Raw genomic sequence first — 23,305 nt, 5'->3', positions numbered from 1 at the left:
CCTCAAGCCTTCTGTTCAAAGATCACATAGACCTTGCGGCAAGCCTCCAGCACTTCCCAGGTGCCACGGAAGCCTGCTGGAATCACAAAGCGGTCACCCACGCGCAAGGTCTTGGCATTGCCATCGCTGTCACGCAGCACCGAAACTCCCTGCAGGATTTCGCAATATTCGTGTTCGGTGTAATTGACCGTCCATTGGCCAACCGCACCTTCCCACACGCCAACACCCATTTGCCCGCAAGGGCTGTCGTATTGATTGAACACCGCTTGCTCGGGATCACCCTTGAGCACTTTGGCCGGGTCCGGGCGATAGCGTTCGGCTGCGCTGGTGGTCAGGCTGATGTCGACGACGTTCTGGATGTTCATTGTTGTTTTCTCCCGTGATGACGGCGCGGTGGCTTGAAAGGGCCAGAGTCTATGTTTATTAAAATGAACACCGCAAGGTCGTATGGCGCGCTTATGTCAAATATATTGAAACAAACCCGGCCGCTGGTTTAGGGTGGCGGGTGCCTTGGGCCGAAAAGCAGGCTGGCCGGGCAGCATTCCTGAAGACGACCGCGAAGAACGCGGCGCTCTATTCAACAAGAGGAGGACACTCGAATGACCACCCTGACTCGTGCCGATTGGGAACAACGCGCCCGCGACCTGAAGATTGAAGGCCGCGCCTACCTCAACGGTGAATACACCGACGCCGTTTCTGGCGAGACTTTCGAGTGCATCAGCCCGGTCGATGGCCGTCTGCTGGGCAAGATCGCCAGCTGTGACGCCGCCGACGCTCAGCGCGCCGTGGAAAACGCTCGCGCCACCTTCAATTCCGGCGTCTGGTCGCGCCTGGCACCGACCAAACGCAAAGCCACCATGATTCGTTTCGCCGGCCTGCTCAAGCAGCACGCCGAAGAACTGGCGCTGCTCGAAACCCTCGACATGGGCAAGCCGATCAGCGATTCGCTGTACATCGACGTGCCCGGCGCGGCGCAGGCCCTGAGCTGGAGCGGTGAGGCGATCGACAAGATCTACGACGAAGTCGCCGCCACTCCGCACGATCAACTGGGTCTGGTGACCCGCGAGCCGGTCGGCGTGGTCGGCGCCATCGTGCCGTGGAACTTCCCGCTGATGATGGCCTGCTGGAAACTCGGCCCGGCGCTGTCGACCGGTAACTCGGTGATCCTCAAGCCGTCGGAAAAATCCCCGCTGACTGCCATCCGCATCGCTGCGCTGGCCGTTGAGGCCGGTATTCCGAAAGGCGTGCTCAACGTGCTGCCGGGCTACGGCCACACCGTTGGCAAGGCGTTGGCGTTGCACAACGATGTCGACACGCTGGTGTTCACCGGTTCGACCAAGATCGCCAAGCAGTTGATGATCTATTCCGGCGAATCGAACATGAAGCGCGTGTGGCTGGAAGCCGGCGGCAAGAGTCCGAACATCGTCTTCGCCGATGCGCCGGACCTGCAAGCCGCTGCCGAATCCGCCGCCAGTGCCATTGCTTTCAACCAAGGCGAGGTCTGCACCGCCGGTTCGCGTCTGCTGGTCGAGCGTTCGATCAAGGACAAATTCCTGCCGATGGTGATCGAGGCGCTGAAAACCTGGAAGCCGGGCAATCCACTGGATCCGGCGACCAACGTTGGTGCGCTGGTCGATACCCAGCAGATGAATACCGTGCTGTCGTACATCGAATCCGGTCACAGCGATGGCGCCAAACTGGTCGCTGGCGGCAAGCGCATCCTCCAGGAAACCGGTGGCACCTACGTCGAGCCGACGATTTTCGACGGCGTGAGCAACGCGATGAAGATCGCTCAGGAAGAGATCTTCGGCCCTGTGCTGTCGGTCATCGCTTTCGACACCGCCGAAGAGGCGATCCAGATCGCCAACGATACGCCGTATGGCCTGGCCGCAGCAGTGTGGACCCAGGACATCTCCAAAGCGCACCTGACCGCTAAAGCGCTGCGCGCCGGCAGCGTGTGGGTCAACCAGTACGATGGCGGCGACATGACCGCACCGTTCGGCGGCTTCAAGCAGTCGGGCAACGGTCGAGACAAGTCGCTGCATGCATTCGACAAGTACACCGAGCTGAAGGCGACGTGGATCAAGCTGTAAGCCGTTAACGGGAGCCCGGCAACGCCGGGCTCCCTGACGAAACAGCGATCCCCTGTGGGAGCGAGCCTGCTCGCGAAAGCGGTGTATCAGTCAGCCATGGGCTGAATGTGAAACCGTATTCGCGAGCAGGCTCGCTCCCACAGGGGTTTTGTGGTGCCTATAAAAATATCCACAGGAGCGTGGACCATGCGTTGGGCGACGTATTTCGCCGTGTTGGCGTCTGTCTTGAGTGTCGGTCTGGCCCTGGGGGTCAGCATGCCGCTGGTGTCGTTGCGTCTGGAGGGTTGGGGCTATGGCTCTTTCGCCATCGGCGTGATGGCGGCGATGCCGGCGATTGGCGTATTGCTGGGCGCGAAAATTTCCAGTCATCTGGCGGCGCGTTTCGGTACGGCGAACCTGATGCGCCTGTGCCTGTGGGCCGGCGCGTTGTCGATTGGCTTGCTGGCGCTGCTGCCGAGTTATCCGGTCTGGCTGGTATTACGCCTGATGATCGGGGTGATCCTGACCATCGTGTTCATCCTTGGCGAAAGCTGGATCAACCAACTGGTCGTCGAACACTGGCGCGGGCGGCTGGTCGCGCTGTATGGCAGCAGTTATGCATTGAGCCAACTGTCTGGTCCATTGCTTCTGGGGGCGCTGGGTACTGAACATGATTATGGATTCTGGGTCGGTGTCGGGCTGCTGACGGTTTCACCTTTTCTGTTGATGGGCCGCAGCGGGGCGCCAAGCAGTGAAGCCAGCAGTGTGACCTTCGGCGATCTCTGGGGATTTGCCCGCGAGTTGCCGGCGATTGCCTGGGCGGTGTCGTTGTTCGCCGCGTTCGAGGCGATGATCCTCACGCTGCTGCCGGTGTATTGCCTGCAGCAGGGCTTCACTGCCGAGATTGCGCTGGCGATGGTCAGCACTGTGGTGGTCGGCGACGCGCTGCTGCAACTGCCGATTGGCGCGTTGGCAGACTACTTGTCGCGGCGCACGTTGTTCACCGGATGCGCGGTGATCCTGATGCTGTCGAGCCTGGCGATTCCGCTGTTGATCGATACGCTGCTGATCTGGCCGTTGTGGGTGTTGTTCGGGGCCAGTGCCGGTGGCCTGTTCACCTTGTCACTGATCCTGATCGGCGAGCGTTACCGCGACGATGCGCTGGTGCGGGCCAATGCGCACATTGCGCAGCTGTGGGGTGTGGGCTGTCTGATCGGGCCTTTGCTCGCGGGGGCGGGCAGCCAGTGGATCAGCGGGCATGCGTTGCCATTGTTGATGGCGGCCGGGGCGTTCGGGCTGGTGATTCTGCTGATGCGCCAAGGTGCATTCGGGACGGTGCAAACGGCTTAAGGTCAAAAGATCGCAGCCTGCAGGGAAACCGCATTCCTTCGCTGTAGGAGCTGCCGCAGGCTGCGATCTTTTGCTTTTTAAAGCATCCGTTCCAGGCCCACCGTGGTGCTGAACCACGCATTGAAGCGCCGCCACCAGCTCCCGGGTTCCTGGGTCAGCGTGTGCATCTGTCCGTTGTCTTCGGTCACCCAGACAATCTTCCCATCCTGCAATTTCGCCTGATAACTCAGGGCTGGCGCCATGCCCTGCAGTGCCAGTTCGCGCACATGTCCGGCCAGCTCCGGGCTGTCCACCAGCACCCCGACTTCGGTGTTCCACAACACTGAGCGCGGATCGAAGTTGAACGAGCCGATAAACGCTTTCTGTCGATCGAAAATCATCGCCTTGCTGTGCAGGCTGGAGTCCGAGCCGCGGAACGACTTGCTGTAAAACAAATGCGGACCGCTGCCATAGTTGTCCCCGGGCTGACGGCGCAGTTCATACAGTTTCACACCGTGTTCCAGCAACGCCTTGCGGTACGGCGCGTACCCGCCGTGCACCGCTGGCACATCGGTGGCTTCCAGCGAATTGGTCAGCAGGCTCACCGAGACCCCGGCGTCGGCGCGTCCGGTCAGGTACACCAGCCCCGGCTGGCCGGGCACGAAGTACGCCGAAATCATGATCAGTTCTTTGCTGACGCCGCGCAGCTCCGACGCCAGTTGCGTGGTCAGCAGCAGTTGCGGATCCGGCTCGTCCTTGGCCAGCACCTTGCTCGGCGCGTCCCACAGTGCCTGGTTCCAAGCCCAGATCAGTTCCTTGCGCCAGATATCCATGCGCGGCGCGGTCTTGAACGTCATCAACTGTTGATACAGCGCGTGGTTCTGTTTGCGGGTTTCATCCAGCGATTCTTCCAGGCGTGTGCGGGTGTTTTGCAGGTCTTTGATGCTCGGTTTGCTGGAGAGGAATTCGTCGATCGGCTTGCTCAGCGCGCTGTTCCAGTACTGATCGAAACTGTGCCCCAGCTGTTCAGCCACCGGGCCCACGCTGAGCATGTCGATGTCGGTGAAATTCAGGTTCGGCTCGGCATCGAAGTACTCGTCGCCCAGATTGCGCCCGCCGACGATGGCCACGCTGTTGTCGGCCAGAAACAGTTTGTTGTGCATGCGCCGGTGTTGCAGCGACAGGTTGAACAGGCGTCCGGCAGCGCGGGTCACGCCGGTGCTGCGACCCAAGTGCAGCGGGTTGAACAGGCGAATCTGAATCTGTGGGTGCGCCGCCAGCGTGGCGATGATCGTGTCCAGACCGTCGCTGGTGGTGTCATCGAGCAGGATGCGTACGCGCACGCCGCGGTCGGCAGCCTTGAGCAGTTCTTCCACCAGCATCCGCGTGCTGACACCGTCGTGAACGATGTAGTACTGCAAGTCGAGGCTGGTTTGCGCATTGCGGATCAGTTCGGCGCGCGCGGTGAACGCTTCAGTGCTGTTGGACAGCAAGCGGAAGCCGGAACGGCCCTGATAGGGCGCGGCCTGGGCGTGGATCGAACGGCCGAATACCGAGCCGGTGGCCGGCAACACCTGGCTGGGTTCGCGCGGTACATCAAGGGTTGCGCAACCACTGGCCAACGAACACAACACGCAGACAGCGAGCAATTTTTTTCCGGGTCGCACGTTGCTTTCTCGGCTGGAGGCTGGGGGGCGGAGTATGGCATGCAGAGGATTTCAAAGACCCTTCAAGGCAGATCCTCGCCACATTGGGTAAACCATTAGTCGTTCGAAAGTAGGAATGAGTTCGCATGTGGCTTTGGACTATTTGCTTTGTCGTTTTTTCTGTTTTGGCTTGGTGCCTATTCCTACATACGGAGCCTACAAAAAACGAAATCATCGCCCCGGCGTTCACGGCCTCGTGAAAGCGATGCACTGAACCACTGCCATTTATAAATAGCCGAACAGGTAGGGACTGATGAAAACATCAACATGGATGGCCGCCGTTGCGGCTGCAGTAATACCCACACTGGCGGTTGCCGAAAGCGTGGACCTGAGCGTGATCGGAACCATCATTCCGACGTCGTGCATTCCCGCGTTTGCCGGTGGCGGCACGGTAGATTTGCGCAAGATATCGGCAGCCACACTGAACAAGACCACGCAGACGCTGCTGCCGACGCACGATATATCGCTGCACATCAACTGCGATGCGCCAGCACCGGTGGAAGTGTCGGTCAGAGACAATCGCGCGGCGACCAAACTGCCGGGTATCAGCGATGGCGCCGGTAACAGCGATGCGGCCTTGTTCTATGGCCTGGGTGAAATCAACGGCATCCGTATCGGTGGCTTTGCGCTGCGCCACGGGCGTCCGGAGGCCGACGGCATCCAGCAGACCCTGATCACCCGAAGCCTGGCGGCGCCGACGTGGCAACTGCCTTCCTCGCCGCTGGTAAGCAATGCCCCGGCGCTGTACTCCTGGGGGACGGACGTGGCCGCTGGCCCGGTCGCGGCGCGCCACCACGGGTTTCCGATGAGCCTGCTGCCGATCATTGGTCCGAGTAACGCACTGCCGATCACCAGCGAGATTCCGCTCGATGGCTCGGTCACGTTCGATATGTACTACCTCTGATCGTCAGGACCCGGCCATGGCCGGGTTCTTTCTCGCTCTTTCGGCGCGCCCTTTGACGGGGGCGTTGCCATTCCCAGCGGAACAATACCGATGTCGATTTCGATGTGTCGTCCTGTCTTCAGGGCGCTGCCACTGTGCCTGCTCGCCCTGCTTTTGATGCCTGTCGTCCACGCTGCGGGCATGGTGCCGCAGACCCCTGTGCTGGTGGTGGATGAGGGCGTGGGCGAGGCAACCATGAACGTGCGCAATACCGAAACGCGTCCGGCCCTGCTGCATACCACGGTCGTAGACATCGAGCCGCATGATCAGACGCTGTTGCTGTTCAGCCCGTCGGTGGCCCGGGTCGAGGCCGGCGCGGTGCAGCAGGTACGGTTTATTTTGCAGAGCGCCGAACCGTTGCAGACCGAGCGTCTGAAGCGGGTGATCTTTGAGGGGATCAATCCTGTCACAGGTGTCGACGGCGCCCGGGTCAATCTGGGGGTTCGGCAAAACCTGCCGGTGATCCTGCGCCCCGCCGGCCTGCCAGTCGAGCGCGAGCCATGGAAGCGGCTGAGCTGGTCGGCCACGGCTGAAGGCCTGCTGGTCAGTAATCCCAGTCCTTACGTTGTGCGGCTGGCGAAGGCGATTGTTCCGCTGCCGGGCACGCAGGTGGTGGAGCTGCCGCGTACCTGGATCCTGCCCGGAGAGCGCCTGGCCGTCCGGTTACCGTTGAGCTCGACGGTGCGGGCCATGGCCGTACGGATTTTCCCGGCCACCACCTATGGCTTCGCGGTGGATCACTTCGATGCTCCGGTAACGCATTGATGCGCGCTTCTGCCCGTCGGGGACTGGCGCTGGTGATGGCTCAGGGTGTCGGCGTGGCGCTGGCCGGCGAGGTGGTGGAGTTCGATACGCAGATGCTTCGCGAGCGCGGACTCGATCCGGCATTGGCAGCGTACTTTCGCCAGGCACCGCGTTTCTCCCAAGGCACACGTCTGGTCGCGCTGGAGGTCAATGGACAGCCTCGAGGTCGGGTGTTCGTGACGTTCGATGCCGAGGGCGAGCCGTGCCTGCAACCGGCCTTGCTCAAGGCTGCCGGCGTGCGCGCACAAGCGGCTCCGGCGCCGGTCGACCCGTGTCTGACACTGCGCGAAGGTCTGCCCTCGGCCATCGTCGAGCTGCATCCCGGCCAGGAGCAGATCGACCTGCTGCTACCGACCGACCTGCTGGCGTTGCCGGGACCTCAACCGCACACCTTCACCAACGGCGGTGTCGGCGGCGTGTTCAATTACGATGCGTTGGTCATGGGCGGCCAGTCAGGGGGGCAGCGCAGCGATTTTCGCAGCCTGGGTTCGGAGATTGGCTTGAACGCTGGCAACTGGGTTTTGCGCAGTCGCCAGTCCTATACGCAATTGCCCGACAGTACGCGCTTCGAGCATCTGTATGCCTATGGCATGCGCACCCTGGAAGACTACGAAACCAGCGTGCAGATCGGTCAGTTGAACCTGCAGTCGCCCTTGTTTGCCGGCGAAGCGTTCAGCGGTGTGCAGATTCTGCCGGAGGATGCGTTCGCGCAATTGCGCGCGGCACAGCAGGGCGCGCGTGGCGAGGTCGAGGGCATTGCCTGGTCACCCTCGCGAATCGAAGTCCGACAGAACGGCGTGCTGATCTACACCACGCGGGTTCCCGGTGGGCCATTCACTCTGCGCGCGCTGCCATTGTTGAGCACCCAACTCGACCTCGAAGTCAGCGTGCACGAGCAGGAAGGGCAAGTGCGGCGTTTTCGCGTCCCGGCAGCCAGCCTGCAGGATTCACAATTTGATCGCGCCGACGGCTTCAATCTGGCGCTGGGCACGGTGCGACGCCAGGGTGCGGATGATCGTCAGGCGCCATCGTTTGCCACCTTTGGCCGGGAATGGAGTCTGTCGCGAGCGTTGCGCGTGAGCGGCGGGATCCTGGGTGGGGCGGACTACCTGTCGGCAGGCTGGGGGCTGCAGCGTCAATGGCCGGGCAATCTGAGCACCGGTGTGCGCCAGGTGCTGTCCAGTGATCGAGAGACAGGTATTGCAGGGCATCAATTACAAATGACCGTCAGTGCCGTGTTGTCGCCGAATCTGTCCACCAGCGTGGTTGCGGTGCGCCGTGGTCAGGGCTTTCGCACCCTGTCGGACATGGGGTGGAACCAGCAGCGGGGACGCGCCGAGGCCCCCGGGCGCGATCACTGGACATTTTCGCTCAACGGTACTGTCGAGCGCTGGGGGGCATTCGGCATGACCTGGTCGCGCTACACCAGCGTGGACGAACCGCCACACATGCGCCTGGGTTTGTCCTGGTCGCAGACGTTGCCCGAGCGGATCAGCCTGTCGTTGAGTCTTGAGCGCAGCATCGGCGATGTCGACGCGTGGCGTCGGGGCACCTCGGCTTATCTGACGGTCGGGATGCCATTGGGTGAGCAGCGCAGGGCTCGTAGCTATGTGCGCAGCGATCCGCGATCCGGAGTGCGCAGTGGCGTGTCGATGAGCGAGGTGCTCAGTGAAACCCTGGCTTATAGCGCCAGCGCCGAACAGCGTGAAGCCGCAGCGCCATCGCTGGGATTGCGGGTCAACGCACTGACGCATTACAGCCGTGTGGACCTGGGCCTGAACCAGCGTGACAGCGCAAGTGAGTTCGACGTGGGCCTGCGTGGCGGCATGGCGCTGCATCGCGACGGTGTGACGCTGTCGCCGTATCCGCTGCGCGAGACCTTTGCCGTGCTCAAGGCTGGTGACCGTGCGGGTCTGAAGCTGTACACGCCGCAAGGTCCGGTGTGGACGGACGTTGCGGGCCGGGCAGTAGCGGCGAGTCTGCCGCCCTATGCGACGGCCAGGCTGGAGGTCGACCCACTGAGCCTGCCGCGCAATGTGGAGGTGCTCGACGGTTATCAGGAGGTGGAGGCCGGGCGCGGCTCGGTTCAGCATCTGGATTTCACCGTCACTCGCGTGCGGCGTGTGCTGTTGAAGGCCAGAACGGTTGATCGGCAATGGCTGCCCAGTGGTTTGCTTGTTCAAGACCGGCAAGGCGCATTCGTGACCACGGTGCTTGAGGCCGGGACGATCTTTCTTCCGGATATCAAACCCGGGCAGCTGCTGCGGGTGCAACTGTCGGATAGCGCGCACTGCGACCTGCAATTCAATCTGGCTGAAGCGCCGGACGAGCACGCGTTGGTCGAGCCTGTCGACGCGCTCTGTCAGCCGTTGAACCTCACATGACTGAGTTATTGCGCATGCTTCGACTTATCTTGATCACGCTGGGAGCGCTGGCAGCAACGTCGGTCATGGCCAGCGACGCCTGTCAGATGACGCTCTCACCGAGCGCTGTGGACTATGGCATTTCGACGCGGCCGGAGCTGCGCGCCCGGCAGTCGGGCAATGACGGCAGTTTTGGGGTGCGCACGGTTCACCTACGGATTCAATGCCCGGTCGCGCGTTCGTTCACCTGGTCGTTTTCTGCCCCGAACAGCGATGCGCTGGATTATCGGTGGGCAGCGGGACGCTTGCAGCTACGCATAGTGGCGGCGCGTCTGGATGGCGCGCCGGTGCAATGGCAGCGCGAGGGAGGCCGGACGGGCGCGGCGGATTTGCTGCAGCCTGGCGATCGCATCGTGAACCAGCGCGCGGGCAGCATCGCCACCGGGCGCCATCTGGAGGTGGAACTGCAGATCGAAGCCCGCGTCAGCGATACCTCAAGCCGTGTCGCCGACCTTCAGCGCTTCGAGGGGTACGGTACGTTTCAGCTCGAGTGATTCGGACTCGGCCAGCAGCCGGATCGCCGCCGCGCCGACCTTGCGCACCGCTTCTTCGATCTGCGGTGTCGGTTTCGCCGCGTAATTCATCCGCAAACAATTGCGATACTTGCCCGACGCGGAAAAGATGCTGCCGACGGCAATCTGCACACCTTGGTCATGCAATGCACGATTGAGTTTCAGCGTATCGAAAGCCTCCGGCAATTCGACCCACAGCATGAAGCTGCCTTGCGGACGACTGGCGCGAGTGCCGGCCGGGAAATAGCGCGTCACCCAATCGATCATTACGTCGCGATTGCGCTGGTATTGCGTGCGCATTCTCCGCAAGTGCGGTTCGAAGTAGCCACCTTTGAGAAATTCGGCAATGGCAATCTGCGGCTGTGGCGCGGTGGAACCGGTGCTGATGTATTTCATGTGCAGCACCCGTTCCAGATACCGTCCCGGCGCGACCCAACCGATGCGCAGCCCCGGCGCCAGGGTCTTGGAAAACGAACTGCACAGCAGCACGCGGCCATCCTCGTCGAAGGATTTGATCGTGCGCGGTCGCGGGTAGGTGTAAGCCAGTTCGCCATACACGTCGTCCTCGATGATCGCCACATCGAAACGCTGCGCCAGCGTCAACAACGCGCGTTTGCGCGACTCCGGCATGATATAGCCCAGCGGGTTGTTGCAGTTGGGGGTGATCTGGATGACCTTGATCGGCCACTGCTCCAGCGCCAGTTCCAGCGCTTCGAGGCTGATGCCGGTCAGTGGATCGGTGGGGATTTCCAGGGCTTTCATGCCCAGCCCTTTGAGGGTCTGCATGGCGCCGTGGAAGCTCGGCGAATCCACCGCGACGATATCGCCCTGCTCGCAGATCGCGTGGATGCTGGTGGACAGCGCTTCGTGGCAACCGGTGGTGATCACCAGATCGCTGGCGCTCAACTGACAGCCGGAATCGAGCATCAGCCGGGCGATCTGCTCGCGCAGTTCGAGGGTGCCGTGGATGTTGTCGTAATACAGCCCGGGCATGTCCTGCCGGCGGCTGATCCGTGCCAGCCCACGCAGCAGTGGTTTCAGGGTGGGCGTGGTCACGTCGGGCATGCCGCGACCCAGTTGCACCACGTCCTTGCGCGGTACTGCGCGAATCAGCTCCAGCACTTGATCCCACTGCGAAATCTCCACCGGCCGCTGCGCCGGACGCCCGACGGCGGGCAGCTCCGGCAGCTCGCGGCCCACCGGAACAAAGTAGCCGGACTTGGGTTTCGGCGTTGCCAGGCCGCTGTCTTCAAGCATGCGATAGGCCTGCTGCACGGTGCTCAGGCTGACCCCGTGTTCTACGCTCAGGGCGCGCACCGAAGGCAGGCGATCACCGGGACGGTAGAAGCCTTGTTCGATGCGGGTGCCGAGCAGCTCGGCGAGGTTCACATACAGGGTCATGGCACTGCCTCGATGCAGGTGATTCATTAAACCAGTACAGATGCAGCAAAAATCGGTGATTCAGACGCAGAAGCGGCAAATCTGTATGGGATTAATACAGATGTGTTGAATCTGTAATGCTTTTGCCGACCCGCGCATCATGGAATCTCTGGCTACCCAAGTAAACAGGAGCGACAAAAATGAACGGCTTGAGCGATGTGCGGCTGACGTTACACAGTCAGGAACTGGCGGCAGGGCAGGAGGACAGCGCATGGAATAGCGCCATGCGCAACGCGCCGTCCGGCCTGAGTCGCTGGGGCCTGTTCTGGCATCGTCTGCACACGCGCAAGGCGCTTTTGAATCTGACGCCGGAGCAGCTCAAGGACGTCGGGTTGACCCGGGAGCAAGCAAATGAAGAGGGGTTGAAGCCGTTCTGGCGGATCTGAAACCTGTATTTTTCTGGCGGGCCTCATCGCTGGCAAGCCAGCTCCCACAGTAATTTGGTGTTCACAATATTTGTATTCGCCGCAAAAACCTGTGGGAGCTGGCTTGCCAGCGATGTCGGCTTCAAGGACGCAGCAAAAACATCAGACCAACTCTTTGAGGCGATGCCACAACATCCCCAACGCCAGCAACGGCGAGCGCAGATGCTTGCCGCCGGGGAAAGTGATGTGCGGCACCTTGGCAAACAGATCGAAGCCACCGCTGTGCTGCCCGCTGATTGCCTCGGCCAGCAGCTTGCCGGCCAGGTGCGTGGCATTCACTCCGTGCCCGGAATAGGCCTGGGCGTAATACACGTTCGGCTGGTCATTGAGTCGGCCAATCTGTGGCAATCGGTTGGCACCGATGCCGATCATCCCGCCCCATTGATAGTCGACCTTCACGCCTGCCAGTTGTGGAAACACTTCGAGCATCTTCGGTTGCATGTAGGCGCCGATGTCCTTCGGATCACGCCCGGAATAATGGCAGGCACCGCCGAACAGCAGACGCCGATCCGCCGAGAGCCGGTAGTAATCCAGCGCCACCCGCTGGTCGCAGACCGCCATGTTTTGCGGCAGCAGGCTGTGCGCCTGGGTTTCGCTCAACGGCTCGGTGGCGATGATGTAGCTGCCGGCCGGGAGCACTTTGCCGCTGAGTTGCGGATTGAGGTCGTTGAGGTAAGCGTTGCAGCCCAGCACCAGGGTTTTCGCCCGCACTGAACCTTGAGCGGTGTGGACGCGAACCTCGGTGCCGTAATCGATCCGCGTCACCGCCGATTGCTCGAACAGCTTCACACCCAATTGCTGTGCGGCAGCGGCTTCGCCCAGCGCCAGGTTCAGCGGGTGCAAATGCCCGGAGCCCATGTCGATCAAGCCCCCGACGTAACGTTTGGAGCCGACCACGGTGTGCATTTCATCGGCTTGCAGCAGACGGGTTTCGTAGCGATAGCCGAGGCTGCGCAGCTCTTCGGCGTCTTCGGCGAAGCCTTCGAGGTCGGCCGGCTTGTTGGCGAGGTCGCAGTAGCCCCAGGTCAGATCGCACGGGATCTGAAAGCGCTCGACGCGCTGACGGACGATTTCCACCGCTTCCAGGCCCATCAGTTTCATCTGGCGTACGCCGTCAGCACCGATGACATTGGCGAACTGGTCGAGGCCGTGGCCGACCCCGCGAATCAACTGCCCGCCGTTGCGGCCACTGGCGCCCCAGCCGATCCGGTGCGCCTCCAGCAACACCACGCTGAGGCCGCGTTCGGCCAGTTCCAGCGCGGTATTCAACCCGGAAAACCCGCCGCCGACCACGCACACGTCGGCCATCACTTCACCTTGCAGCTGCGGATGATCGGGCTGCGACAGGCTGCTGGCGGCGTAGTAAGAGGCAACGTGGGGTTGGCTCGCGAAGGTTCGGGCGCGGGCGTTCATGGGCGTCATCCAGCGGCTGAGTGTCGAGAAAATTTGACGGAGCATAAGCCGCACGCCCGAGCACGGGCAACACTAGTCGGTCGTTGCTGTATGGATCACGGCTTTTGCGGCACAATTGCCGCCTATTTCATGTGGGTTACCGTTTCGATGAGTTGCAATCGCCAGACCCTTCGCGACCTGCGTCAGCAGATCCCCACGTTCGACTGCGTGCCCGGCTGCCATGACTGCTGTGGACCGGTGACCACTTCCCCGGAAGAAATGTCACGTCTGCCGCGCAAGACCCGCGCCGAACAGGATGCGGCGATGGAAGAGCTGAACTGTGTGCACCTGAGCCCCAATGGTTGCACGGTGTATGGCGAGCGTCCGCTGATTTGCCGCTTGTTCGGTACCACCAAAACCCTGCCGTGCCCGAACGGGCGGGGGCCGGTGGAGCTGATTCATCCACGGGTGGAAAAGCAGATCTTCGAGTACATGGCTTCGAATCGGCAGGTGCTGGTTTAGCGCGATTGCTGGAACTGAGTCGACCCAATCGCTGGCAAGCCAGCTCCCACAGTGATCGTTGTCGTTCGCAGAATATCTGTTGACCACTGAACCTGTGGGAGCTGGCTTGCCAGCGATGGGGCCGGATCAGGCAGCACAAATCTCAGTCCGGAATCGGCAGGCTCAAACTCTCCTTCACCTCTTCCATCACGATATAACTCTTCGACTCGCGCACATGCGGCAGCTTCAACAGAATGTCGCCCAACAGCTTGCGGTACGAAGCCATCTCGGAGATCCGCGCCTTCACCAGATAGTCGAAATCCCCTGACACCAGGTGGCATTCCAGCACGTGCGGCAGTTTCAGCACCGCGCGGCGGAACTCTTCGAAGGTGTCGCCGGATTTGTAGTCGAGGCTGATCTCGACAAACACCAGCAGGCTACCCTTCAAGTGCTGCGGATTCAGGCGGGCGTTGTAGCCCATGATGATCCCCTCACGCTCCAGCCTTCGCACCCGCTCAGTGCACGGCGTGGTGGACAAACCAACCTTCTCCCCGAGTTCGGTAAACGATATGCGCCCGTCTGCCTGCAGGATCCGCAAGATGTTGCGGTCGATCTTGTCCAGCTCACGTTTGGTCTGAGTGTTGGTACGCATAGGGGATGCGCCTCCGTGAAAAGGGTTTTTGCCGAGAATTGTCGCCAAATATAGGCGCTTATATAGTGAAATGCACTGGCCATTCTTTTTTACACTGCGCGCATCATTGCTCTAACAACAGACGTACGCGGCCCCGCCGCGATGAGGGATACAAAAATGCGCGTAATGGTCTTGGGTAGCGGCGTCATCGGTACCGCCAGTGCTTACTATCTGGCCCGTGCCGGGTTTGAAGTGGTGGTGGTCGACCGGCAGCCAGCCGTGGCCATGGAGACCAGTTTCGCCAACGCCGGCCAGGTGTCGCCGGGTTACGCCTCGCCGTGGGCCGCGCCGGGCGTGCCGCTCAAGGCCATCAAATGGCTGCTGCAGCGCCACGCGCCGCTGGCGATCAAGGCCACTGCCGATATCGACCAGTACCTGTGGATGGCGCAGATGCTGCGCAACTGCACCGCCAGCCGTTACGCGGTGAACAAGGAGCGCATGGTGCGTCTGTCCGAGTACAGCCGCGACTGCCTCGACGAACTGCGTGCCGAAACCGGCATCGCCTACGAAGGCCGTAGCCTGGGCACCACGCAACTGTTCCGCACCCAGGCGCAGCTGGATGGCGCCGCCAAAGACATCGCCGTGCTGAAAGAATCCGGCGTGCCGTTTGAAGTCCTCGACCGCGCCGGCATTGCCCGCGTCGAGCCGGCGCTGGCCAATGTCACCGATATCCTCGCCGGCGCCTTGCGTCTGCCGAACGACCAAACGGGCGACTGCCAGATGTTCACCACGCGTCTGGCGGAAATGGCCGTGAAACTCGGTGTGGAATTCCGCTTCGGTCAGGACATCCAGCGCCTCGACTACGCTGGCGACCGCATCAACGGCGTGTGGATCGACGGCAAGCTGGAAACCGCCGACCGCTACGTGCTGGCCCTCGGCAGCTACTCGCCGCAACTGCTCAAGCCGTTGGGCATCAAGGCCCCGGTGTATCCGCTCAAGGGCTACTCGCTGACCGTGCCGATCACCAACCCGGACATGGCGCCGACTTCGACCATTCTCGACGAGACCTACAAGGTCGCGATCACCCGTTTCGACAACCGCATCCGCGTCGGCGGCATGGCGGAAATCGCCGGTTTTGACCTGTCGCTCAACCCGCGTCGGCGCGAAACCCTGGAGATGATTGTCAACGACCTTTATCCTCAGGGCGGCAATCTGACCGAGGCGAGCTTCTGGACCGGTTTGCGTCCGACCACGCCGGACGGCACGCCAATCGTGGGTGCCACGCCGTTCAAGAACCTGTTCCTCAACACCGGTCACGGCACGCTGGGTTGGACCATGGCGTGCGGTTCCGGTCGTTTGCTGGCCGATCTGATGGCGAAGAAAAAGCCGCAGATCAGCGCCGAAGGCCTCGATATTTCCCGTTACGGCAACAAGCCTCAGGAGTCCGCAAAACATGGCAATCCAGCGCCAGCTCACCAATGAGCGCATGAGTCAGATCGTCACCCACAACGGCACCGTGTATCTGGCCGGTCAGGTCGGTGATGACTTCAACGCCGGGGTCGAACAGCAGACCCGCGACGTGCTCGCCAACATCGAGCGTTTGCTGGATCTGGCAGGGACTGACAAGCAGCACCTGCTGTCGGCAACGATCTACCTGAACGACATCGAGGCGCACTTTGCCGGGATGAACTCGGTGTGGGATCAGTGGCTGCCCAAAGGCGCCGCGCCGGCCCGCGCCACTGTCGAAGCGAAGATGGCCAAGCCGAGCATCCTCGTCGAGATTTCCATCGTCGCCGCGTTGCCGTAACCGTTTCAAAGATCCCTCTCCCGGCGCTGTTGGCGGTTCACGCCGTCAGCCAGCGCCGGTTTTTATTCCCATGACCGCCTAGAAGTCTGCCGCCATGCGTCCTGCCCGTGCCCTGATCGACCTAGAAGCCCTGCGCCACAACTACCGAATTGCCCGCGAAGTCACCGGCGCCAAGGCGCTGGCGGTGATCAAGGCTGATGCCTACGGTCACGGCGCGGTGCGTTGCGCCCAGGCGCTGGAAGCCGAGGCCGACGGGTTCGCCGTCGCCTGCATCGAAGAAGCGCTGGAGCTGCGCGCGGCGGGCATCAAGGCCCCGGTGTTGTTGCTCGAGGGCATTTTCGAAGCCGATGAACTGGCGCTGATCGTCGAGCATGATTTCTGGTGCGTGGTGCATTCGTTGTGGCAGCTCGAAGCCATCGAGCAGGCGGCATTGAGCAAACCGATCACCGTGTGGTTGAAGCTCGATTCCGGGATGCACCGTGTGGGCCTGCATCCGAAGGATTACGCGGCGGCCTATCAACGCCTGCTGGCCAGCGGCAAAGTGGCGAAGATCGTGCTGATGAGTCACTTCGCCCGTGCCGATGAATTGCACGAGCAGAGCAGCGCCGATCAAGTGGCGGTGTTCGAGGCGGCGCGTCAGGGCCTAGCGGCCGAAGTCAGCCTGCGCAATTCGCCGGCGGTGCTCGGTTGGCCGCAGATCCCCAGCGACTGGGTACGCCCGGGCATCATGCTCTATGGCGCAACCCCGTTCGAAGAAGCCAACGCCGTGGCCGAGCGCCTGCAACCGGTGATGACGCTCGAATCGAAAGTCATCTGCGTGCGTGAATTGCCCGCCGGCGAGCCGATCGGCTATGGCGCCAAATTCATCACCGACAAGCCGATGCGCATCGGCGTGGTCGCCATGGGCTATGCCGACGGCTACCCGCGTCAGGCACCGACCGGCACGCCAGTGCTGGTGGCCGGTAAACGCAGCCGGATTCTCGGTCGCGTGTCGATGGACATGCTGTGCATCGACCTCACTGAGGTGCCGGAAGCAGACCTCGGTTCGACCGTCGAGCTGTGGGGCAAGAACATCCTCGCCAGCGAAGTGGCGCAGTGGGCGGACACCATTCCGTACCAGATCTTCTGCAACCTGCGTCGCGTGCCAAGGCTCTATTCCGAGGGTTGAGGCCACTGCGGGGGCCAAGTGTTGTAAATACTGAACGCTGTCGCCATGATAACGCTCAATATTCTTACAACATCAGGAGGCTCCCGCCTTGGACGTCGGTGAACGACTGCAATCGATCCGCAAGCTCAAAGGGCTTTCCCAGCGTGAACTCGCCAAACGCGCGGGCGTCACCAACAGCACCATTTCGATGATCGAAAAGAACAGCGTCAGCCCTTCGATCAGTTCGCTGAGGAAGGTACTGGGCGGGATTCCCATGTCCATGGTCGAGTTCTTTTCCGAAGAAATCCTGCAGGAAGTCCCGACCCAGATCGTCTACAAGGCCAACGAGCTGATCGACATCTCCGACGGCGCGGTGACCATGAAACTGGTCGGCCGCGCGCACCCGAGCCGGGCCATCGCATTCCTCAACGAAATCTACCCGCCCGGCGCCGATACCGGCGAAGAAATGCTCACCCATGAAGGCGAGGAAACCGGGATTCTGGTGGAAGGTCGTCTGGAACTGGTGGTGGGGCTGGAAACTTTTATTCTCGAAGCCGGCGACAGCTACTATTTTGAAAGTACCAAGCCGCACCGTTTCCGTAATCCGTTCGACGCGCCTGCGCGACTAATCAGCGCAGCCACGCCGGCAAATTTTTAAACACAGAGGCGCCAGGCCATGACGGCGAAGGCATCCGAAGAGTTTTTCCACTGCGCGGTATAACCCCTTCGACTATGGGGTTGTTTCAGTGTGGCGGGCTACCCGCTATACTTGCGCCCGCCTGCGAACCGTGGCCGCAGGCGTGAATAGCCACCATTGAGGGTGAACGCGTGAACCTAATTATGAAAATGCTGGCCGCACCAGCAACCGTACTGGCCCTCTGGGCTGTCAGCGCTCAAGCTGCGACGAATGACGACATTGCCAAGCGCCTCGAGCCGGTCGGCCAGGTGTGCGTTCAGGGGCAGGAATGCAAAGGAATGGAAGTTGCTGCCTCTGCGGGCGGCGGCGGTGGTGCGAAGACCCCGGATGAAGTGATTGCAAAACATTGCAACGCTTGCCACGGCACTGGCCTGTTGGGCGCACCGAAAATCGGTGACACCGCCGCCTGGAAAGACCGCGCCGATCATCAGGGCGGCCTCGACGGCATCCTGGCCAAGGCCATCACCGGCATCAACTCCATGCCGCCGAAAGGCACTTGCGCCGATTGCTCGGATGACGAGTTGAAAGGCGCGATCCAGAAGATGTCCGGCCTGAAATAAGCCGCGCTTCTGACGAAAAAGACCGTCTTCGGACGGTTTTTTTGTGCCTGCGATTCGCGACGTGGGCTGTCCTTTGCAGCAAAGTCGAGGCAAGCTCGGTCTACCTCTATTCACGGAACGGGCAGGAGGCTTCAGATGGTGCAGTTGTGTTCGATCGAACAGGCAGTGGACGAGGTGCTCGCACGCTTGCCGGCGCATATCCACATGGGCATGCCGCTGGGGCTGGGCAAGCCCAATCATTTCGTCAACGCGCTGTACCGGCGCATCAAGGATCTGCCCGAGCGACAACTGACGATGTACACCGCGCTGTGCCTGGGCCGCCCGACGCTGGGCGACGGTCTGCAGAAGCGCTTCATCGAACCCTTCGTCGAGCGTGTATTCGGTGATTACCCCGAATTCGATTTTCTCGCCGACCTGCGCCGCGACAGCCTGCCCGCCAACATCCGTATCGAACAGTTCTTCATGCAGCCCGGCAGCCTGCTCAACAGCGCACCGGCCCAGCAGGATTACGTCAGCAGCAACTACAGCCACGCCGCCCGCGACATCAATGCCGCCGGCCTCAATCTGGTGGCGCAGTTACTTGCCAGCAGCAGCGAACATCCCGATCGGTTGAGCCTGAGCTGCAACCCGGACATCACCCTTGACCTGCTGCCGATGATCGCCAAGCGCCGCGATGCCGGGGAGACCATTTTGCTGGTGGGTCAGGTGCACACCGACCTGCCGTACATGCCCGGCGATGCCGAAGTCGATATCGACACCTTCGACCTGCTGATCGACGCAAAGGACAGCAGCACGCTGTTTTCCACGCCGAACATGCCGGTGGGCTTTCAGGATCACTTCATCGGCTTGCACGCCAGTACGCTGGTGCGCGACGGCGGTACGTTGCAGATCGGCATCGGCTCGATGGGAGATGCACTGACCGCCGCACTGCTGGCGCGGCAGGCAGATAACGCCGGTTACCAAGCCTTGCTCAATGACATCAATCTCAGCCAATGGGCGCAGTTGATCGAACGCGAGGGCGGTACCGCGCCATTCGCCAAGGGCCTGTATGGCTGCAGTGAGATGTTCGTCAATGGTTTGCTGGTGCTGGCCGATGCCGGGATCATCCGGCGCAAAGTCTACCCCGACGTGCAGACTCAGGAGCAGGCCAACGCCGGCACCCTCGATGAGTCGGCGCAGACCGATGGCATCGCGGTACACGGCGGTTTTTTCCTCGGCCCGCGCAGTTTCTATGAGCGCCTGCGCGAGCTGCCGCTGAGCAAACGCCTCGAATTCAACATGACCCGCATCAGCTACATCAACGAGCTGTACGGTCAGGAAGAGCTCAAGCGCTTGCAGCGCCTCGATGCACGGTTCATCAACACCGTGTTCACCATGACCCTGATGGGCGCGGGCGTGGCCGATCAACTGGAGGACGGGCGGGTGCTCAGCGGTGTTGGCGGGCAATACAACTTCGTCGCCCAGGGCCACGCGCTGCACGATGCACGCTCGATTCTGATCCTGCGCAGCTGGCGCGAGTCCGGCGGCGAGGTCAGTTCGAACATTGTCTGGGAGTACGGCCACTGCACGATTCCACGGCACCTGCGTGACATCGTGGTCACCGAGTACGGCATCGCCGACCTGCGCGGCAAGGCCGATGCGGTGGTGATCGAGTCGTTGCTCAATATCAGCGATTCGCGCTTCCAGCCGGGGTTGATCGAGCAGGCACAGAAGGTCGGCAAGCTGCCGAAGGACTTCCGCCTCGATCCGCGATTTGCCGACAACACCCCGCAACGCTTGCAGGCCATTGCCGCAAAGCATCCGAACCTGTTTCCGGAGTATCCGCTGGGTTGTGATTTCACCGCGATCGAGCGCGATCTGCTGCGAGCGCTGAACTGGCTGAAGAGCAAGTTCAAGCTGAGCGAGATTCTGGAATTGGGCAAGGCTGCGCTGGATGCGCCGGAGGCTTCGACGTTCCCCGAACACCTTGAACGTATGCAGCTGACCAACCCGGAAGGCTTGAAGGAAGACCTGTTCCAGCGCCTGCTGCTCACCGGGCTGAAGGCCACCGCGCAATAAAAAACGACAAAAAAAACTGTGGGAGCGGGCTTGCCCGCGATGGCGGTGTATCAGTCAACGTGGATGTTGAAGGATAGGTCGCCATCGCTGGCAAGCCAGCTCCCACAGGAATTGCGGTGTACTTGCGTCTTTCAGCCGTTATTCGATGAAGGTCACGACGCCATCCTTCAGCGACTTCACGCGAGCCAGCGATTCAACGCGATAGCCCTGCGAGTCCAACTCGGCACGCCCACCCTGGAATGACTTCTCGATCACGATGCCCAGACCGGCAACCGTGGCGCCAGCCTGTTTGATGATCGAGATCAGCGCCTGCGAAGCCTTACCGTTGGCCAGGAAGTCGTCGATGATCAGCACGCGATCGCTGCTGGTCAGGTGACGCGGCGAGATGGCCACGGTGCTTTCGGTCTTCTTGGTGAACGAGTAAACGGTCGCCGACAGCAGGTTTTCGGTCAGGGTCAGGGACTGTTGCTTGCGGGCGAAGATCACCGGCACGCCGAGGTTCAGACCGGTCATGATCGCCGGGGCAATGCCCGAGGCTTCGATGGTGACGATCTTGGTGATGCCCGAATCCTTGAACAGCGTGGCGAATTCGTCGCCGATCAGCTTCATCAGGGCCGGGTCGATCTGGTGGTTCAGGAAGGCGTCGACCTTCAGGACCTGGTCGGAAAGCACGATGCCTTGTTCGCGGATTTTCTGGTGCAATGCTTCCATGAAGCTGTCCTCATTTGGCGCTTTGTGCGCCGAAGGTCTAGTAAAAAGTGGTCAATTCTAGCGCTTTAACATCGCGCGTATATCAGCCAGTGCGCTGTTGCCCCGCACGGCTTTGACTTCGGTCGGTGTGTCGTCGTTGCCTTCCCACGCCAGATCGTCCGGCGGCAGTTCATCGAGGAAGCGGCTGGGCGCGCAATCGATGATCTCGCCGTACTGTTTGCGTTTGGCAGCGAAGGTGAAGGCCAGGGTCTGACGCGCGCGGGTGATGCCCACGTAGGCCAGGCGGCGCTCCTCTTCGATGGTGTCGGCTTCGATGCTGGAGCGGTGCGGGAGAATTTCCTCTTCCATGCCCATGATGAACACGTAAGGGAATTCCAGGCCCTTGGACGCATGCAGGGTCATCATCTGCACGCCTTCGGCGCCGTCCTCTTCTTCCTGCTGACGCTCGAGCATGTCGCGCAGGACCAGTTTGCCGATGGCGTCTTCGACGGTCATCTCGCCGTCTTCGTCTTTTTCCAGAGTGTTCTTCAAGGCCTCGATCAGGAACCAGACGTTGCTCATCCGGTAGTCCGCAGCCTTGTCGCTGGAGCTGTTGGTGCGCAACCAGTTCTCGTAGTCGATGTCCATGACCATGCTGCGCAGGGCCGAGATCGGGTCTTCGCCGGCGCACTGTTCACGGACCTTGTCCATGAAGCGCTTGAAGCGCGACAGGCGATCGGTGAAGCGGCTGTCCAGATGCTCGCCCAGACCGATTTCGTCGGTGGCGGCGTACATCGAGATCTTGCGTTCGGTGGCGTAGTTGCCGAGTTTTTCCAGCGTCGTGGAGCCGATTTCCCGGCGCGGCACGTTGATCACCCGCAGGAAGGCGTTGTCGTCATCCGGGTTCACGATCAGGCGGAAGTAGGCCATCAGGTCCTTCACTTCCTGACGCCCGAAGAAACTGTTGCCGCCGCTCAGGCGATAAGGCACCTGGTGGTGCTGCAACTTCAGCTCGATCAGCTTGGCCTGGTAGTTGCCGCGATAGAGAATCGCGAAATCGCTGTACGGGCGGTCGGTGCGCAAGTGCAGGCTGAGGATTTCCATAGCCACGCGCTCGGCTTCGGCGTCCTCGTTGCGGCAGCGGATCACGCGGATCTCGTCGCCGTGGCCCATCTCACTCCACAGTTGCTTTTCGAATTCGTGCGGGTTGTTCGAAATCAGCACGTTGGCGCAGCGCAGGATGCGGCTGGTGGAGCGGTAGTTCTGCTCCAGCATCACCACTTTCAGCGACGGATAGTCGTCCTTGAGCAGCATCAGGTTTTCCGGCCGCGCGCCGCGCCAGGCGTAGATCGACTGGTCGTCGTCGCCCACCACGGTGAACTGGTTGCGCTTGCCGATGAGCATTTTCACCAGCAGGTACTGGCTGGCGTTGGTGTCCTGGTATTCGTCGACCAACAGGTAACGCACCTTGTTCTGCCACTTTTCAAGAATGTCGGCGTGCTCTTCGAAGAGCTTTACCGGCAGCAGGATCAGGTCATCGAAGTCCACCGCGTTGAACGCCTTGAGCGTGCGCTGGTAGTGGGTGTAAACGATGGCAGCGGTCTGTTCCTTGGGATTGCGCGCGTTTTCCAGCGCCTGGGCCGGCAGGATCAGGTCGTTTTTCCAGGCGCCGATCATGTTCTTGATCTCGTCGACGCCGTCGTCGCCTGCGTATTCCTTCTGCATGATGTCGGTCATCAGGGCTTTGACGTCGGTCTCGTCGAAGATCGAGAAACCGGGTTTGTAGCCCAGCCGCGCATGCTCCTTGCGGATGATGTTCAGGCCCAGGTTGTGGAAGGTGCAGACCGTCAGGCCGCGACCTTCGCCGGCACGCAGCAGGGTGCCGACCCGCTCCTTCATCTCGCGCGCGGCCTTGTTGGTAAAGGTCATGGCGACGATGTACTGGGCGCGGATGCCACAGTTCTGGATCAGGTGCGCGATCTTGCGGGTGATCACGCTGGTCTTGCCGGAGCCAGCGCCGGCGAGCACCAATAGAGGGCCGCCGACGTAGTTCACGGCTTCTTGCTGCCGGGGATTGAGTCGGGACATACGAAAATTCGGGAGTCGTTGACGAAATGGGCCGGCATTTTAACAGGCTCAGCGATTTGTGCTGCTCTCTCCGACTTGTG

Annotated in this window: 21 protein-coding genes; 14 read left to right on the top strand and 7 right to left on the bottom strand. The window is 61.4% G+C overall.

The window, feature by feature from the left end; genetic code table 11:
• Positions 1 to 2: 2 nt before the first annotated feature.
• Positions 3 to 365 carry a cupin domain-containing protein gene (locus B1722_RS10665; protein ID WP_041071946.1) on the bottom strand — a complete coding sequence of 121 codons (363 nt, stop codon included), beginning with the start codon at positions 363 to 365 and terminating at the stop codon, positions 3 to 5.
• A gap of 234 nt (positions 366 to 599) precedes the next feature.
• On the opposite strand from B1722_RS10665, the gene B1722_RS10660 reads away from it, so the two are divergent.
• Together B1722_RS10660 and B1722_RS10655 are read left to right on the top strand one after the other, a co-directional pair.
• The gene (locus tag B1722_RS10660) at positions 600 to 2,093 is read left to right on the top strand and encodes an aldehyde dehydrogenase (protein ID WP_041071948.1); all 1,494 of its coding nucleotides are present in this window, start codon (positions 600 to 602) and stop codon (positions 2,091 to 2,093) included.
• Between the two features lie 186 nt (positions 2,094 to 2,279).
• Complete coding sequence (locus B1722_RS10655) at positions 2,280 to 3,422, top strand: MFS transporter (RefSeq protein WP_086792425.1); 1,143 nt, start codon at positions 2,280 to 2,282, stop codon at positions 3,420 to 3,422.
• 77 nt (positions 3,423 to 3,499) lie between these two features.
• Here B1722_RS10655 and B1722_RS10650 read toward each other — a convergent pair whose 3' ends face one another.
• Complete coding sequence (locus B1722_RS10650) at positions 3,500 to 5,050, bottom strand: phospholipase D family protein (protein WP_217436727.1); 1,551 nt, start codon at positions 5,048 to 5,050, stop codon at positions 3,500 to 3,502.
• Positions 5,051 to 5,360: 310 nt separating this feature from the next.
• Between B1722_RS10650 and B1722_RS10645 the strand changes: the two genes are divergently transcribed.
• The 4 genes from B1722_RS10645 (at position 5,361) to B1722_RS10630 (ending at position 9,771) form a co-directional block, all read left to right on the top strand.
• Positions 5,361 to 6,011 carry a DUF1120 domain-containing protein gene (locus B1722_RS10645; protein ID WP_086792421.1) on the top strand — a complete coding sequence of 217 codons (651 nt, stop codon included), beginning with the start codon at positions 5,361 to 5,363 and terminating at the stop codon, positions 6,009 to 6,011.
• 90 nt (positions 6,012 to 6,101) lie between these two features.
• A complete protein-coding gene (locus tag B1722_RS10640; protein ID WP_041071955.1) occupies positions 6,102 to 6,815 on the top strand; it encodes a fimbria/pilus chaperone family protein in 714 nt (237 codons plus the stop codon).
• Positions 6,815 to 9,238, top strand: coding sequence for a fimbria/pilus outer membrane usher protein (locus B1722_RS10635; protein ID WP_086792419.1), 2,424 nt, complete (start codon positions 6,815 to 6,817; stop codon positions 9,236 to 9,238). Before B1722_RS10640 ends, B1722_RS10635 begins: the two co-directional genes overlap by 1 nt.
• Positions 9,235 to 9,771 carry a hypothetical protein gene (locus tag B1722_RS10630; protein WP_140396003.1) on the top strand — a complete coding sequence of 179 codons (537 nt, stop codon included), beginning with the start codon at positions 9,235 to 9,237 and terminating at the stop codon, positions 9,769 to 9,771. Before B1722_RS10635 ends, B1722_RS10630 begins: the two co-directional genes overlap by 4 nt.
• Here the strand turns inward: B1722_RS10630 and B1722_RS10625 are convergent.
• Positions 9,712 to 11,190 carry a PLP-dependent aminotransferase family protein gene (locus B1722_RS10625; protein ID WP_041071958.1) on the bottom strand — a complete coding sequence of 493 codons (1,479 nt, stop codon included), beginning with the start codon at positions 11,188 to 11,190 and terminating at the stop codon, positions 9,712 to 9,714. The genes B1722_RS10630 and B1722_RS10625 overlap by 60 nt on opposite strands.
• A gap of 179 nt (positions 11,191 to 11,369) precedes the next feature.
• Between B1722_RS10625 and B1722_RS10620 the strand changes: the two genes are divergently transcribed.
• Positions 11,370 to 11,615 (top strand): DUF1127 domain-containing protein, encoded by a 246-nt coding sequence (locus tag B1722_RS10620; RefSeq protein ID WP_041071959.1) that lies wholly within the window; start codon positions 11,370 to 11,372, stop codon positions 11,613 to 11,615.
• A gap of 141 nt (positions 11,616 to 11,756) precedes the next feature.
• On the opposite strand, the gene B1722_RS10615 is transcribed toward B1722_RS10620, so the two are convergent.
• Positions 11,757 to 13,067 carry an FAD-binding oxidoreductase gene (locus B1722_RS10615; RefSeq protein WP_086792416.1) on the bottom strand — a complete coding sequence of 437 codons (1,311 nt, stop codon included), beginning with the start codon at positions 13,065 to 13,067 and terminating at the stop codon, positions 11,757 to 11,759.
• Positions 13,068 to 13,214: 147 nt separating this feature from the next.
• On the opposite strand from B1722_RS10615, the gene B1722_RS10610 reads away from it, so the two are divergent.
• Positions 13,215 to 13,568 (top strand): YkgJ family cysteine cluster protein, encoded by a 354-nt coding sequence (locus B1722_RS10610; protein ID WP_086792560.1) that lies wholly within the window; start codon positions 13,215 to 13,217, stop codon positions 13,566 to 13,568.
• 142 nt (positions 13,569 to 13,710) lie between these two features.
• On the opposite strand, the gene B1722_RS10605 is transcribed toward B1722_RS10610, so the two are convergent.
• Complete coding sequence (locus tag B1722_RS10605) at positions 13,711 to 14,199, bottom strand: Lrp/AsnC ligand binding domain-containing protein (RefSeq protein ID WP_003177284.1); 489 nt, start codon at positions 14,197 to 14,199, stop codon at positions 13,711 to 13,713.
• 156 nt (positions 14,200 to 14,355) lie between these two features.
• Between B1722_RS10605 and dadA the strand changes: the two genes are divergently transcribed.
• From dadA to B1722_RS10575, 6 genes are all read left to right on the top strand, one after another.
• Complete coding sequence (gene dadA / locus B1722_RS10600; RefSeq protein WP_041071961.1) at positions 14,356 to 15,660, top strand: D-amino acid dehydrogenase; 1,305 nt, start codon at positions 14,356 to 14,358, stop codon at positions 15,658 to 15,660.
• Complete coding sequence (locus tag B1722_RS10595) at positions 15,632 to 15,985, top strand: RidA family protein (RefSeq protein WP_041071962.1); 354 nt, start codon at positions 15,632 to 15,634, stop codon at positions 15,983 to 15,985. The genes dadA and B1722_RS10595 overlap by 29 nt, the downstream gene beginning before the upstream one ends.
• 94 nt (positions 15,986 to 16,079) lie before the next feature.
• The gene (gene alr, locus B1722_RS10590) at positions 16,080 to 17,153 is read left to right on the top strand and encodes an alanine racemase (protein WP_041071963.1); all 1,074 of its coding nucleotides are present in this window, start codon (positions 16,080 to 16,082) and stop codon (positions 17,151 to 17,153) included.
• Positions 17,154 to 17,241: 88 nt separating this feature from the next.
• Positions 17,242 to 17,790 carry a cupin domain-containing protein gene (locus tag B1722_RS10585; protein ID WP_007920393.1) on the top strand — a complete coding sequence of 183 codons (549 nt, stop codon included), beginning with the start codon at positions 17,242 to 17,244 and terminating at the stop codon, positions 17,788 to 17,790.
• A 182-nt stretch (positions 17,791 to 17,972) separates the two neighbouring features.
• Positions 17,973 to 18,389 (top strand): cytochrome c5 family protein, encoded by a 417-nt coding sequence (locus tag B1722_RS10580; RefSeq protein WP_041071964.1) that lies wholly within the window; start codon positions 17,973 to 17,975, stop codon positions 18,387 to 18,389.
• A 135-nt stretch (positions 18,390 to 18,524) separates the two neighbouring features.
• Complete coding sequence (locus B1722_RS10575) at positions 18,525 to 20,447, top strand: acetyl-CoA hydrolase/transferase C-terminal domain-containing protein (RefSeq protein ID WP_086792414.1); 1,923 nt, start codon at positions 18,525 to 18,527, stop codon at positions 20,445 to 20,447.
• Positions 20,448 to 20,585: 138 nt separating this feature from the next.
• Here the strand turns inward: B1722_RS10575 and B1722_RS10570 are convergent, their stop codons facing one another.
• Both B1722_RS10570 and rep read right to left on the bottom strand, forming a co-directional pair.
• The gene (locus B1722_RS10570) at positions 20,586 to 21,158 is read right to left on the bottom strand and encodes a xanthine phosphoribosyltransferase (protein ID WP_003229440.1); all 573 of its coding nucleotides are present in this window, start codon (positions 21,156 to 21,158) and stop codon (positions 20,586 to 20,588) included.
• A 57-nt stretch (positions 21,159 to 21,215) separates the two neighbouring features.
• Positions 21,216 to 23,225, bottom strand: coding sequence for a DNA helicase Rep (gene rep / locus B1722_RS10565; RefSeq protein WP_027610430.1), 2,010 nt, complete (start codon positions 23,223 to 23,225; stop codon positions 21,216 to 21,218).
• Positions 23,226 to 23,305 lie beyond the last annotated feature (80 nt).

Origin of the sequence: Pseudomonas sp. SCPG-7, assembly GCF_002156405.1 — a bacterium.
Lineage (GTDB): Bacteria > Pseudomonadota > Gammaproteobacteria > Pseudomonadales > Pseudomonadaceae > Aquipseudomonas > Aquipseudomonas parakoreensis.
Note: the sequence above shows the minus strand (reverse complement) of the source record. Positions and strands in the feature narration are given on the sequence as shown.

Bases quoted from the DNA above. Each gene is read 5' to 3' on its own strand.
- B1722_RS10665 (WP_041071946.1), bottom strand. From the start codon at position 365: ATGAACATCCAGAACGTCGTCGACATCAGCCTGACCACCAGCGCAGCC.
- B1722_RS10660 (WP_041071948.1), top strand. From the start codon at position 600: ATGACCACCCTGACTCGTGCCGATTGGGAACAACGCGCCCGCGACCTG.
- B1722_RS10655 (WP_086792425.1), top strand. From the start codon at position 2,280: ATGCGTTGGGCGACGTATTTCGCCGTGTTGGCGTCTGTCTTGAGTGTC.
- B1722_RS10645 (WP_086792421.1), top strand. From the start codon at position 5,361: ATGAAAACATCAACATGGATGGCCGCCGTTGCGGCTGCAGTAATACCC.
- B1722_RS10640 (WP_041071955.1), top strand. From the start codon at position 6,102: ATGTCGATTTCGATGTGTCGTCCTGTCTTCAGGGCGCTGCCACTGTGC.
- B1722_RS10635 (WP_086792419.1), top strand. From the start codon at position 6,815: ATGCGCGCTTCTGCCCGTCGGGGACTGGCGCTGGTGATGGCTCAGGGT.
- B1722_RS10630 (WP_140396003.1), top strand. From the start codon at position 9,235: ATGACTGAGTTATTGCGCATGCTTCGACTTATCTTGATCACGCTGGGA.
- B1722_RS10625 (WP_041071958.1), bottom strand. From the start codon at position 11,190: ATGACCCTGTATGTGAACCTCGCCGAGCTGCTCGGCACCCGCATCGAA.
- B1722_RS10620 (WP_041071959.1), top strand. From the start codon at position 11,370: ATGAACGGCTTGAGCGATGTGCGGCTGACGTTACACAGTCAGGAACTG.
- B1722_RS10615 (WP_086792416.1), bottom strand. From the start codon at position 13,067: ATGAACGCCCGCGCCCGAACCTTCGCGAGCCAACCCCACGTTGCCTCT.
- B1722_RS10610 (WP_086792560.1), top strand. From the start codon at position 13,215: ATGAGTTGCAATCGCCAGACCCTTCGCGACCTGCGTCAGCAGATCCCC.
- B1722_RS10605 (WP_003177284.1), bottom strand. From the start codon at position 14,199: ATGCGTACCAACACTCAGACCAAACGTGAGCTGGACAAGATCGACCGC.
- dadA (WP_041071961.1), top strand. From the start codon at position 14,356: ATGCGCGTAATGGTCTTGGGTAGCGGCGTCATCGGTACCGCCAGTGCT.
- B1722_RS10595 (WP_041071962.1), top strand. From the start codon at position 15,632: ATGGCAATCCAGCGCCAGCTCACCAATGAGCGCATGAGTCAGATCGTC.
- alr (WP_041071963.1), top strand. From the start codon at position 16,080: ATGCGTCCTGCCCGTGCCCTGATCGACCTAGAAGCCCTGCGCCACAAC.
- B1722_RS10580 (WP_041071964.1), top strand. From the start codon at position 17,973: ATGAAAATGCTGGCCGCACCAGCAACCGTACTGGCCCTCTGGGCTGTC.
- B1722_RS10575 (WP_086792414.1), top strand. From the start codon at position 18,525: ATGGTGCAGTTGTGTTCGATCGAACAGGCAGTGGACGAGGTGCTCGCA.
- B1722_RS10570 (WP_003229440.1), bottom strand. From the start codon at position 21,158: ATGGAAGCATTGCACCAGAAAATCCGCGAACAAGGCATCGTGCTTTCC.
- rep (WP_027610430.1), bottom strand. From the start codon at position 23,225: ATGTCCCGACTCAATCCCCGGCAGCAAGAAGCCGTGAACTACGTCGGC.